We start from the raw sequence: 12,911 nt of genomic DNA on the forward strand, positions 1-12,911 counted from the left end.
GGTTACTGCCGGTCGAGTTTCACCAGCAACATGTCGTTCGTCCGGATATCAAGCTTTTGCTCGAACCGACCATCGACGCCGACCTTGACGGTCCGGTCCAATTCCGGCGTGTCTCGGGTCTGAGCTTGCAGGCGGGCCAGTTGCTGGTCGGTCAGCTTGTCCGGCCGTCCCCATTCCATATAGGTGGTGTAGGCGTCGTTAGCCCGGTATCCGGTTCGGTACACGCGCAAGCGATAGGAGCCCGGCTTTACTGCTGCCAGCGACAGGCGCACCGGCTCCAGCTTCTGCGCAGGATGAATCCGCGTATAGTAAGGCCGGTTGGACAGCTTTTGATCGGGGATCGTGTAGTTCCAGATCAGTCCGGAGAAATTGTCGCCATCACGGGTCAGCCAGCTTTCCTCATCGCCGTTCCGCAACTCGGATTTGCCCAGCTGCGAAAGGTAGCGATAGGCGAAGTAGGAGGGCTTGCGCACACCCTCGCGCGTGAGCAATCCGAAGCCCCCATGAAAGGGTGTCGGCGGCGGCCCTGCTTCCTCGAACAGGTCGCTATAGACCCAATAGCTCATCGACTGCGCCGTCTTCTCGGTGCCCTTCAGCTTGTTGAGAATGAACGCCGCGTTGAGATAGGTATCGTGTATCGGGTCACGCGGATTGTAGCTGGTGCTCCATTCGGTGATGTAGAGAGGCAAGCCGGGAAAGGGCGAACGGTCGATCTCCCCGCGCACCTTGTCGACATCGTTGATGACCGCACGGCGATCGAGCACGAGCCGGTTGTCGCCCTCACCCTTCTCATCGAAGAAGCCCCCGGCAACGCCATAGGTATGGGTCGTCACGAAATCGACGGGTGAACCGACCTGCCTGGCGTGCGCAAGGAACTCAGGAACCCAGGCTGCCCCGGCAGTCGCCGGGCCGCCCACCTTCAATTCGGGATCGACGCCTTTGATCGCGCGGACGGTCGTGTCGTAGAGTTTGAAATAACTGGCCTGATCCCCTTTGGTCCAGAAGCCATCGAGGTTCGGCTCATTCCACACCTCAAAACGCCAGCTGCGCACTTCCTCGCGGCCGAACCGTGCTTCCATGTCCCTGGTGAATGCGGTGATGAAATCCGACCACTTCTGCCAGTCCTTGGGCGGCGAACCGTTGCCCTTCCAGTGAAAGATCGTGCGGCTGTCGCTGGCGAGGTCGGTCGGCATGAAGCCGACCTCGACGAACGGCTTGATCCCCGCTTTGAGCGCGTTGGCATAGACCTGTGCCACCCGGTCGAAATTATAATAGGGTCGTCCATCGATCTCGCGATAGGGATCGGTGTCATGCAGGAAGATCGCGTGGAAGCGGATATAGCGGAATCCGATCTCGCGCTGAGTCAGTTCCAACTGATCGACATTTTCACGCCGCAACAACAGTCCGCCATGGTCCGCGCCCACGCTGTCGCGCCACATCTGGTTGGTGTCGCCCGCGATTGCGCTCATATCGGCCGCCACTCGCCGGTCCGCCTGTGCCGGCGTGCCGGCAAGCAGCGCCGCGGCCAAAGCCAGAGCCAGAGACGGCTGCAGCGCGCGCCGGTTGACCATTTTCATCATCCACATTCCCCTTGTTCTTGTCAGTTCTGCAGGGCGCCAGTGACCCGCAATTCAGAGATCCCGACTATCGCGTCCTTGGGCGGCCAGAAGCGGATGCGCACGCGTCGTCCAATGACGGGCTCGGTTTCGAGCTTCCGCGTGATCGCGTCTTCCATGCCCGGGAAATTCTCGGCAAGCTTGCGCCACTGCCCCTGCTCATCGAGAATTTCAGCCATGAAGCCATAGGGCGCCGATTGCGGGAAGGTGATGGTCAGGGAATGCACCTCAACCACCCGTTCCAGGTCGATAGCGAGGGTCATTTCGCCATCGCCCGGTGCCGGGCTCCAATAGGTTGACGGATCGCCGTCATTTGCCAGGCGCGAGCTGTGGGCCGGCGCACTGCTGCTGGCGAAGGTCGGGTTGTTGAGCCCGAATTCGCCATCTCCTGGGCGTTCGCGCTGCTGCCTGACAAAGGCCGTGTAGGGGCGCGGCGCGGCAAGCGCGGTCTTTCCGGGCACGAATGGCGGGCCCTTCAGCGTTCGCACTGTCGCCAGCCCGTCCTTGAGCCCCGGCGAAGTTGCGCGCAGCCGGGTAATCCCTGCCTGCCAGCTGCGCAAGGCGATCGCCGCCTCGCCATCGCGGATCTCGATGTCGCTATCGGGAGCAAAGTCGATGCTGCGCCCGGTGGGCAACTCGCCCGGCCCGGCCTCTATGCTCAGCCGGACCGGCGGGCTGTTGCTCAGCCGCCGTCCCTGGCTGTCGACCACGCTGACGATCACCTGCACGTCGTCGGTGCCGTCGCCGTGCGTGATGGTGGGGGCGCTGGTCGTGATCCGCAAGGCCGCCGGTTCCCCGGCAACGGGCCAGACCGGCGGTGGCACTCCGGCATAGGCGTTACGATACCAGTAATATTGCCGCTTGGGCAGGCGGAAATAATCGATCATACCCATGCCGCCGAACCGTTTACCCGCGATCGAGCCGTGATCGAAACCCGCCCAAATCACCTCGCCCGACCGCCAGGGCAGCCGCCACGAACCTTCCTTGGTCTTGTCCGCGCCGCGGGTATTGACCAGATCGTCCCAGCCCGGTTCATATTTACCCGGCCGATTGGTCATGGTGGTGCCATATTCGGCGACGAAATTGGGAATGCCGGGATCGGCAAACAGGCTGGCGCCGTCGCCATTATAGCCGGCAATGTCGCCCAGCTTGTCGATGTCGCCGCGCTGCGCGCCATCGATCGCGGCAGGGCGGGTCGGATCAAGCTGATGCGTCAGCGCGACCATTTCCGAAAGCAGCCGCCGCACGTCCGGCATGGTTTCGGGCGCAGTGAAGAACGCTTCGTTGTCCATCCCCCAAACCACGATCGAAGGCCGATTGCGGTTGATGCGGATCATCTCGGTCAATTGCTGCTTGGCGTTCGCGTCGAACTCTGCGCGATGAGCGGGATCAGTCGGATAGGCGGAAGCACCCCACGGATTGCGGAACCCCGCCGTTCCCCAGAAATTCATTTCCGACAGGAACATCACGCCAAGGCGATCGGTGGCCTCAGCAAAATGGGGATCGTGCGGATAATGTGAGCCGCGGATAAAATCGAACCCCGCATCCTTGATCATTTTGACATCGCGTTCGATCGCACCGTTGGTGACCGCATCCCCCCAGCCCGCCTGATCCTGATGAACGTTGGCGCCGCGGAAGTAACGGTGCTTGCCGTTCAGGAAGAAGCCGCGATCCGCGGTCCATTCAAACCAGCGGAAGCCGAATTCGGTGTCGAACCGATCCCGTTCGCGGCCATTCACGATCAGGCTGGTGATCGCCCGGTACAGCACGGGACTTTCCGGGCTCCACAAGCCAGGCCACGCTATGGGCGCGGACAATTGCCGAGCGATCGCCGTGCTGCCCGGGGCTACCGTCAACCGCTGGTCGGGCAATGTCGATATGGCTCGACCATGGCCGTCGACCACGCTCGTCCGCACCGTGACGTCGGCAGACGTCGCTCCAGCATTGCGAACCTCGGTCTCGGCCGCGACCCGGCCGGACGACTCCGACAGTTCCGGTGTGGTGATCCTCGTTCCGGTCCAGGGCACATGCAATTCGTCGGTCGTGACCAGCCAGACGTCGCGATAGAGGCCGCCGCTGAACACATGCTCACCCGCCCTGGGCGGTAATGTTGGCTGCCATTCGTTGTTGACCAATACCGCGATTACATTGCGTCCTGGGCGCACCGCCTTGGTGATGTCTACCGGAAAACCGGTATAGCCGCCCTTGTGCCGCGCGATTTCGACGCCGTTCACATAAATCCGCGCGTCCTGAAAGGCGCCCTCGAACTCCAATTCCAGGCGCCGTCCCACGGGAATCTTGGCGAGGTGGAAGGATTTGCGGTACCATCCGTCGCCGGTGTAGAAGTCGGGCGCCCGAAAATAAGGCATGCTGAAGCTGTGCGGCAATCCAATCCGTGCCCATGCTGCATCATCGAAATTGGCCGCCTCTGCCCCCCAGTGCGATCCCAAAGCGAAATGCCAATCGGCATTAAAGATGGTCCGTGTCCGTCCTTCCGGAATGGCGATTACCGTCTTCGCTTCCTTGGCAAAGGCCATCGGACATACGAACGACATGGTTGCAGCGACAACGCAAAGCAGCAGCCTCAAACTTCGTAACATGGTTGAAACTCTTGCTCCCTGCTTCGCCCGCGACGGTCGCCGCCATCGCCTGACCAAACACCTTATTTCGAACGCAAAAACTTTCGCCGCCCGATGGCAACTGAGCGACGCACAACTTGTCCTGACGCTGATTTTCGGTGCCGCGTCCGCCCCACCTTCGCCTGTCCATCCGACAAACGAAAATGGTCCAGGGTCATCAGCAAATCCCATAAGGCAGTCGCCGCCGCCACGGATTGGAGGCGCAACCACAACGCCAGGGCAATACCCCTCCAAATCCATCGTTCCAATTTGGGCAACGCTGCCGGCGAGTGATGCTATTTGTTGATGGCCGCCTTCAGTTCGCTGGCCGTAATGCCGATCATCAAGCCCTTCTCGTCCTTCGCGAAGGAGTTGAGCGCCATTTTGACCTTCTTCCCATCGGTGACCACGACAACGCCGGTGTCGAGCACTTTTTCGACCGTGCCAATCGGCACGCCCTCGCTGTCACGAATGACGGCACCCGGCGTCATGTCCGCGGCCGTTGCGTCGACGATCTTGGATTCCTGCACAGCGGGAACCGAGGTATTTGCAATGGCGGCCCGGAATTCGTCGGCCGAGATGCCGATCATCAACCCGGCGGAATCCTTGCCAAAAGAATTGATGGGCAGCTTGGCCAACCTGTTATCGGCGCTGACAACAGCGCCATCCTCATCGAGTTCCTTGATGGTTGCGACCTGGACGCCATTTTTGTCCCGCACGGCGGCCCCAGGGACGAAATCGGCCGGAGTAGCGAGAATCGGGCCGTTTTTCCTCTTTGCCGCGCGACGGTCGCCTGGACTGGAAACCTTTACGCCTTCATTGACGATCCGGTTATATCCTTCGACCTGAGCCCTGTCGTTGCGGGCGGCCGCAGTGCTGTCCACCGTTCCCGGCAACGGCCCCGTAGGTATGGTCTGGGCGATCGCTGGTTCAACCATGGCCGCCACGAAGGCTGCTGCGGTAAGGATTTTCCATGTCATCGGTTCTGTTTCCTCTCTCATTTTCTCAGCGGTCCAGGCAGATTATTCGGCAGTTCCACTGGCGAGCCGGATCATTGACGCAATTGTCTGATTTTTGTACCTGTAACAGCAGCACCCCATATTGCACAACCGAAGGAAGCAAGTTCATGCGTTTGCGAAAACTCTTTTTGGCTGCGGCGGCACTTTCGGTTTCTGGCGCGGCGCTGGCCAATGGCTACATGGTGAACCTGCAGCCTGCGAATGGCGCTACGGTGAAGGGCCACGCCGGCCTCCACGCGGTGGATGACAAGACCGATCGCGCCCTTGTACGAATTGTCGCCCCCGGCCTTGCAGCCGACAAACGGGGAACCATCCGGGTTCTCGTCATGAACCTCGGAACCGAGCCGTTTGAATTCGGCCCGGACGATGTGACTCTCACCCTGGCCGATGGTTCCGAACTCAAGAAGGTCCCGCTCGCGGAGTTTGATCGTGGCTATGGCCTCATCAAGCGGGAGCAGAACCGCGCAGCAGCCGTCACCGCACAGAACAACAGCACGCTGTCGTCGCTGATGGGACAAACCCAATCGGGGATGCCCGGCAACTCTCCCGCGGCGGCTCCAAATATCGGAACGCGCCAGACCGATTTCGAATCGCTCAGGCGCAATCTCGATGACGAATATCTGCAACCCGGCGGCAAGACACTGGACGCCCTTTATCAGCTGCTGATGCCAGACCAGGTGGCTCCTCAGGCTGCTTCGGGAGGATATTTGGTGTTCGAGATGCCGAAACGGAACAAGAAGTCCACGGCCGATGCCGATCTTCCGATCACGATTACCGTTCGCACCGGCGACAGCATCCATCACTTCACAGGTGTACTCAAACGGAGCTGATCGGCTACGATCAACCGCAACCCCGAAGCCCGCATGCGATCTGGTCAGTCCGACCAGATCGCATGCGGAGGACTTGGATCGAGTGCCTTCGGGCAAAGCACCTCGCCTCCACCCCTTTCTATGATCCGCTCGTCGGGGAGCATCAAGCCGGCGCACGCCCGAACATTTTGACGCACCGGGGCGACGAACGACTTCGAAGGCGGACACGCTGCGGATGTTCACAACTGTTCCTGTCGCAAAGGAGCAGCTCGCGCCTGACCTTGCTGTTGTGTCGGTGCGATAAAATCTTCCACTGATGGAAAAGCTTCGACCTGGCTGATGACAGCTTTCATTCGCAGGTGTACTTCGGCAATCTGCTCGCTCTCTTCGATTGCATCAAGCCGGGGATCGAAGCTTTGCGGCATCAACCCGTGGCCGATGAACGAACTGGCCCAGCTACTCGTCTGAAACGTCTCGAAATCATTGAGCGGAACATGCCCTCGCGCGGCGAAGATATCGAGTTTGCGTTGCAAAGTTTCAGGTACGACCGTTTCGCGACAACGGTCCCAGAACAACTCTCCAATCCGGTGATTGAGCTTGTAATGCAAGATCTGGAAATCGCGCAGATTGGAAGCGACACAACGAATGATGTCGTCATAGGTCTGCGCTTCGGGAAACTGCCCCGCTTCGACTGGAAACAGCGCCATCAGTTGCGAGATGCAATTATGAGCCATATGCAACTGCACGGCATCAAGCGGCTCAAGTGAAAAGGCGGCTTCGCCGATCGCTACGCAGTTCCCTACCCAACAGCGACGACGAATGCCCTGGTTGAGCGGCGACACTGCCACCTCGCTGTTGACCGGCGCCCGCGCGAGGCTTGGCAGGCTTTGCGCCATTTCCTGGTCGGATATTTGGCGGCTGTCATATACGGCAACGACGCTCGTGCGATTCTGCATCGGAAAGAGCCCGATCCACCCCTGCGCGAATGCCGAAATCTGGCTGAACGAGGGTAGCGGCTGAAGTGCTCTGGCCGACGCGACCATGACGCGGTCGCATGGCAGCCATTCACGCCAGGACTCCAGTTCGGTGTCCGGCAAGCGACCGATCAGCAGCCCTTCCGGTCCGGAGGCATCGACAAACAGGTCGGCCTCCACCCGTTCACCGTCATCAAGCACGACAGCCGTGATCCGGTCCCCGTCGACCTCGACGTCCGCAAGCGTGGCCTCCTTCACTGCAATGCCCAGCCCGAGCGTGCAATGCCGCAGCAGCACGGCATAGGAGCGGGCATCGATGTTATAGCCGAATGTCGCGCGGAGGGAGGCGCCGTCCTGCGGGACAGGGACACGGCCAGCCCGCGCTGCCATGGCAGCGAGCGAGAAAGCCTCGAACTCGGACCGCAGTCCATCCTGGCGGGCCTTGGTCCAGAAATGCGTAAACTCGAGGGGCGCATCAGCGATTTCACGATCATAGCCGTGGAGAAACGGGGCGCCAGCGCCGCCCCAGCCATTGAAACGCTGGCCCGCCACAGGCACGGCCTTGCACGTTGTCCACACGAGCCGATCGTTCAGACCGACACGCAAATGATAGCCGTCCAGAGCGGGAAGCGCGGAATAGCAATCGGTCGCTTTCAACAGGCTGGGCAATTCGATCACCCGCACCTTGACCCCTGCGGCGCCCAGCGAGCGAACAATTGCCGCGGCAGCCATCCAGACGGGAGCATCGCGGCCGATCACCACCACATCGTTTACCGGCCTCACGGTCTGACCTCCTCGGTAACCGCAGCCAGCGGGGATTCCGGCGCGCAATAATCGGCGATGAAATCATCGTGGCTGGGCATTTGCCCGACCTTGTCACGGATCATGGTGCGCAAGGCATCCAGACCGGCGATCATGTCATCCTCCGGCTCTGTATCTGCCAGCCGGCTATAGCCCTCAGGAACAAGACCCTGACCAACGAACACGCTCAGCCAACTCGGCGGCGAAAACAGCCCATGATAGCGCTTTATGATCCCGCTGTGGCGGAAGATCTCGATCTTGTGGTTTAGGCTGTCAGGAACCTCCATGGCGGCGCAATAGCGCCAGATTTCGGCGTCATCGCGCGTGTTGAGCTTATAGTGCAGGATCAGGAAATCCCGGATCCGTTCATACTCCATGTCGATCAGGCGGTTGAATTCATCCCGCAGCCGCGGGTCGATCCGCTTTATCGGGAGTAATGGCAGAAGCTGGAGGACCGCGACCTGAATAAGGTAGATGCTGGTGGATTCCAACGGTTCCAGGAATCCGCTGGCAAGGCCGATGGCAACGCAGTTCTTTTCCCAGCTGACGACGCGCCTGCCCGCCTGGAACCTGAGCATGCGCGGCTCTGCCAGAGGTTTGGCGTCCAGGCTGCGTAGCAGCGAAGCGGCCGCGTCCTCCTCCTTGATGAAGGACGATGAGCAGACATAACCATTGCCGGTACGATGCTGCAAGGGGATGCGCCAGCGCCAGCCGGCCTCCATTGCCGTGGAACGCGTGAACGGAGTAAACTCGCCGCGCTCGCTGGGAACGGCAAAGGCACGATCGCATGGCAACCACTTGGACCAGTCTTCCCACGCCACCCCAAGAGTCTTGTCCAGCAGCAGTGAACGAAAGCCGGAACAATCGATAAACAGGTCGCCAGTAATCGACTCTCCGGATTCTAGTGTCAGCGAACGGACATCGCCGCTTTGCGGATCGCGAACGATTTCCCGAACCTTGCCTTCGGTGCGGATTACCCCGCGCTGTTCGGCAAGTCCACGAAGAAACACGGAATAAAGACTGGCGTCGAAATGGTAGGCGTAGGAAAAGGTCGACTCGATCGCCGCCTGATCCGTGCTCGGAAAGTTGAATCGGCGCATTCGCGCTGCTTGCACGGCGAACGAATATTCCTGAATATCGGATTCCCAGCCGCTGCGCAGGGCTCTTACCCATCGATGATGAAAGACGTGGGCCGTATCGGCCGTTCCGTGCGCGCCAAAGGGATGGATATAACGCGAACCCTTCGTACCCCAGTCGACAAATTCGATGCCAAGTTTGAACGCGCCCTTGGTGGCCCGCATCATTTCCGCTTCATTGACGCCAATCGCGTCGTTGAAATTCTTCATTTGCGGCAGCGTCGCCTCGCCGACGCCAACAATTCCGATTTCCTCCGATTCAACCAAACGCACGCGGCAACGGGACGAAGGCAGAAATGTCACGAGAGCGGTTGCCGCCATCCAACCAGCCGTCCCACCGCCCAAAATCACGATATCCAGAGGTTCGCCCATCCTAAACCATCCGTCCGCATGAGGCCGTTGTGAAATCTCTGGCTACAAATTCATGGCCAAAAAAGAAAGGGGGCGTCACCCGCAGGAGCGCCCCCTATTCCCGCTCCGCTTGTCTTAGCCGCCCATCTTCCAGCGCACGCCGAAGGTGAACCTGCGATCCTGCCGGAACCAGCTATTCTGCATCAGGATCATCTTGCCTTCAGGGCTCTGGGAATCGGACATCTGCTGCTCGGTTACAGTCTTGGTATTGAGCAGATTGCTACCTTCGATGCTCAGTTCGATATTCTTGTTCACGCTGTAGCGGATCGATCCATCGAGATAGCCCAAGGCCTTCGACCAGACCGGCAAGCCAACGCAGCAGTCGGCGGCGGTGATAAGATATCGACTCCGCCAGTTGTACGCGAGCCTTGCGCCGAACGGCCCCTTCTCAAACAGGCCGACGAGGTTGAAGGAATGCTTCGACAGCCCTTCGAGCGATCCCGGATTGATCGTGCTGGGCGTGTAAACCCCCGGCCACATGGACGCCAGGTTCGAATTCGGCACACCCTTGTTACGGATGAAGGTGTAGTTGGCCTGTATGCCGAAGTGATTGAACGGTTCAGGCAAGAAGTCGAAGAAGCGGTTATAAGCGACCTCGGCGCCCTGGATCTTCGCACCCTTGCCGTTTGCAGGGCCACTGACCTGAACCGTCCGGGTCACGCCGTTATTGGTAACTTCCGCAAAGAAGCGCCCGAACTGGATATAGTCGTAAAACTGCTTGTGGAACAGCGCGAGACTGAACATGCCGGCATTGGCAAAATAATGCTCAAGCGACACGTCGAATTGCCATGCAGTCGTTGGCTTCAGACGCGCATTGAACGCGCTGGCCATATATTCAGGTGCCGCGCCTATGATATTGCCCTGCGCGTCCTTGATCCACCGCGGATCATCAGGCGAAGTGCCCGGCAAGTTCTGACTGACACTCAGATAGCTTCTCAACAGTCCCATATCGGGTCGTGACATTGCCTTCGACGCGGCAAGACGCATCACCCATTTGGGCGAGAAATCAAAGCGCAGGTTGAAGCTGGGCAGGATATGATTCTGCGACACCTTGATGTTGATGGGCTTGCCTGTCCCGTCACCCATGGCAAACTGGACATCTTCAGGAGACATATAGCAGATGGAGCTATAGGGTACCTGGACAGGCTGGCCTGGTTGCGGCGGCGGCGGCGGCGACGCATTGCCGGTCAACCCGCCCGGAACGAGCGGAGTGGACGGACAGGCAGTTTCCGGGCTGGCCTGAAGCCGCGGATACTGCTCAAAGCCCAAGCTCTTTACACGCGTGTTGATGTAACGCACGCCAATATTGCCGCTAACCCTTACCCCACCAATGTGCAAGGTGTCGTTTCCGCCAAACTTCACCATCAGATAAGCAGAGCGGGTCGTTTCCGACACGTCGGCGATTTCGTTTTGCGCGAAACAGCTGTTGGGCATTTCCGTCGGAACGCCAGTGCCTGGCTGACCATTACGGCTACAGACCGGGATAAAGGAACCGATACCACCCGCGCCGGTAACTGGATCAGGATTTGAAATCTTGTCGCGGCTGAACAGGTCAAGCTGGTGATTGGCAAGGAACGAGAAAGGAACATGTGGGAACATGCCAAGCGAGCCGCCGAAGAACGGATTGCCAAACTCTCCCACCTTGTAGAAATTCGCGGGGTAGCCGTTGAACGTCGTCGTAACGCCATTGCTGGTGCACGATCCCGGCTTCGAATCCGCGTTGAAGTAGATGTACTGGCAGCCTTGCGTCCAGGTATTGGCAATGTTGGCCCAGTTATAGGAGCTGCCTTGCACCCGCTGATCGCGATCGGCATAGCGTACGCCGAACTTGACGGTATCTGCCCAGTCGAACGGAGTATTCCATTCGCCGTCGAAGCGCATGGCCACTTCCTGACCCGAACTATCCTGAACATTGTCCGCAAGGTCGTGGATATAATAGTTGTTTGGATTCGAAAGTCCGCCCGGAGATTGGGCGATGTTCGTTGGCGCGTTGAATGCCAAAATACGCGGGTGCGTACCGAGGTTGTCAAGTTCGACATCTGCCCATGACGACAAAGTCAGTGCAGCATCGTACAACTTGATAGTCGAATCGACATATTGTGCGTCGAAATTGAACCGAAGATTATCGGTCGCCTCATATTTGAGGTTGAACCCGCCTTCCTGGGTCATATTCTGACCTTTGGAATAGCGGTTGCTTGCATTGACGCCTACACCGTGCTGGTCAGATGCCGAGCAATAGCCCTCAGGGTAGGTGTTCCACCCATAACAGCTACGGATCATGGCGGTGCCATCCGAGTTGAGTGCCATGTTGGCTTCATCCGCCGGAGGACCCCACCAGCCGCCAGCCATGTTGAATGTGCCGCGATCAATGAAGCCATCCTGCCCGAAGGTAAACGGGTCGGTCCCCGGGGCTGGCACCGGAATGTCGCTGTAGCCCGGCTGGAAACGGTAATTCGGATCGGAGCTGGGAATTCCGAACATGTTGACGCCAACGCCATGCTCGCGCATCACATTGTTATAGTTCGAGCGAATATACTGGAAAGTCGCCAGCCATTTCTGGTCGTTGCTTCGCCATTGCGCGGCCGCAGCAACACCCGTCCGCTTACGCTCATATGTGGTGTCCAGCATATTTACGCCAGTCGGAATGACGACAGCACCTGGTCCAAACTGGGCGTTGACGTCCTGGCTGCCGGAAATCATACCTCCAGTAAAAACGCCCGCGCGGTAGGACTGCAGACCCAGAGATGCAGTATTGACGTGCGAGTAGGCGACATGCCCCATAATACCGATTTCACCGATTCCGGTGTTCCAGCGATTGCTGTAATATGCGTTGAGATCCGGTGACCATTTCTTGGCCGCGTCTCCATAATTGGCCTTGGCACCGATCTGTATCAGTTCCCCCTTCGCGTCGAAGGGAACGCGCGTACGCAAGTTGACCGAACCGGCGATACCGCCCTCGATCAGGTCCGCCGTCTGGTTCTTGTAGATGTCGACGCCGCCCAGCAACTCCGCCGGAACGTCACTCCACGACAGGCCTCGACTACTGTTCGCAGAGAAGGTGTCGCGGCCGTTGAACTCGTTGCGGACCTGCGGGAGGCCGCGGATGATCACGCCGTTAGGTTCGGCAGAGAAGTGCGCGGTGTCACTGCTCACTGCGAAACGGTTGACCGTGATGCCGGGCACGCGCTGCAAAGCCTCCGCAACCGACTTGTCGGGGAAGGCACCGATATCCGTCGCCGTGATGGAGTCCATCACGGTGTCCGCATTCTTCTTGCGCACGGCGGCCGTCTGCAACGCTCCGCGCAAGCCGGTCACGATGATCGTGGAGTCCGAGCCCGAATCTTCGGCTTTTTTGCTGGTTGCCGCGTCCGTGCTTTGCGCGAATGCCGGCGTACTTGTCGCACAAATGGCCAGCGCGAGCGACGACGCGCCCGCAAACAGCATCCCATTTGAATGCATGGAAACTTTTCCCATCATGCCCCCTCCACGAGGTTGGCCCCCAACCGAGCCATCAGTTATAAAATCCG

Annotated in this window: 7 protein-coding genes; 1 reads left to right on the top strand and 6 read right to left on the bottom strand. The window is 59.4% G+C overall.

Going from position 1 to position 12,911, the window contains the following annotated elements:
- Positions 1–2: 2 nt before the first annotated feature.
- From ACN9MX_RS05550 to ACN9MX_RS05560, 3 genes are all read right to left on the bottom strand, one after another.
- Positions 3–1,580, bottom strand: coding sequence for a GH39 family glycosyl hydrolase (locus ACN9MX_RS05550; RefSeq protein ID WP_426387325.1), 1,578 nt, complete (start codon positions 1,578–1,580; stop codon positions 3–5).
- A gap of 20 nt (positions 1,581–1,600) precedes the next feature.
- Positions 1,601–4,216, bottom strand: coding sequence for a glycoside hydrolase family 2 TIM barrel-domain containing protein (locus tag ACN9MX_RS05555; protein ID WP_426387326.1), 2,616 nt, complete (start codon positions 4,214–4,216; stop codon positions 1,601–1,603).
- 314 nt (positions 4,217–4,530) lie between these two features.
- Positions 4,531–5,214 (bottom strand): hypothetical protein, encoded by a 684-nt coding sequence (locus ACN9MX_RS05560; protein ID WP_363734587.1) that lies wholly within the window; start codon positions 5,212–5,214, stop codon positions 4,531–4,533.
- Between the two features lie 146 nt (positions 5,215–5,360).
- Here ACN9MX_RS05560 and ACN9MX_RS05565 point away from each other — a divergent pair, with 146 nt between their 5' ends.
- On the top strand, positions 5,361–6,083 hold the full coding sequence (locus ACN9MX_RS05565) for a hypothetical protein (protein WP_363734586.1): 723 nt from the start codon (positions 5,361–5,363) through the stop codon (positions 6,081–6,083).
- A gap of 218 nt (positions 6,084–6,301) precedes the next feature.
- On the opposite strand, the gene ACN9MX_RS05570 is transcribed toward ACN9MX_RS05565, so the two are convergent.
- From ACN9MX_RS05570 to ACN9MX_RS05580, 3 genes are all read right to left on the bottom strand, one after another.
- Positions 6,302–7,819, bottom strand: coding sequence for a tryptophan 7-halogenase (locus ACN9MX_RS05570; protein WP_426387327.1), 1,518 nt, complete (start codon positions 7,817–7,819; stop codon positions 6,302–6,304).
- Positions 7,816–9,345 (bottom strand): tryptophan halogenase family protein, encoded by a 1,530-nt coding sequence (locus ACN9MX_RS05575; RefSeq protein ID WP_426387328.1) that lies wholly within the window; start codon positions 9,343–9,345, stop codon positions 7,816–7,818. Before ACN9MX_RS05575 ends, ACN9MX_RS05570 begins: the two co-directional genes overlap by 4 nt.
- Before the next feature lie 114 nt (positions 9,346–9,459).
- Positions 9,460–12,861, bottom strand: coding sequence for a TonB-dependent receptor (locus ACN9MX_RS05580; RefSeq protein ID WP_363826241.1), 3,402 nt, complete (start codon positions 12,859–12,861; stop codon positions 9,460–9,462).
- Positions 12,862–12,911 lie beyond the last annotated feature (50 nt).

The organism is Sphingobium sp. R-21 (assembly GCF_049913335.1).
In the GTDB taxonomy this organism is placed as follows: Bacteria; Pseudomonadota; Alphaproteobacteria; order Sphingomonadales; family Sphingomonadaceae; genus Sphingobium.

Excerpts from the sequence above, each read along its gene's own strand:
- ACN9MX_RS05565 (WP_363734586.1), top strand. The coding sequence starts at position 5,361 with ATGCGTTTGCGAAAACTCTTTTTGGCTGCGGCGGCACTTTCGGTTTCT.
- ACN9MX_RS05580 (WP_363826241.1), bottom strand. The coding sequence starts at position 12,861 with ATGATGGGAAAAGTTTCCATGCATTCAAATGGGATGCTGTTTGCGGGC.
- ACN9MX_RS05550 (WP_426387325.1), bottom strand. The coding sequence starts at position 1,580 with ATGATGAAAATGGTCAACCGGCGCGCGCTGCAGCCGTCTCTGGCTCTG.
- ACN9MX_RS05560 (WP_363734587.1), bottom strand. The coding sequence starts at position 5,214 with ATGACATGGAAAATCCTTACCGCAGCAGCCTTCGTGGCGGCCATGGTT.
- ACN9MX_RS05575 (WP_426387328.1), bottom strand. The coding sequence starts at position 9,345 with ATGGGCGAACCTCTGGATATCGTGATTTTGGGCGGTGGGACGGCTGGT.
- ACN9MX_RS05555 (WP_426387326.1), bottom strand. The coding sequence starts at position 4,216 with ATGTTACGAAGTTTGAGGCTGCTGCTTTGCGTTGTCGCTGCAACCATG.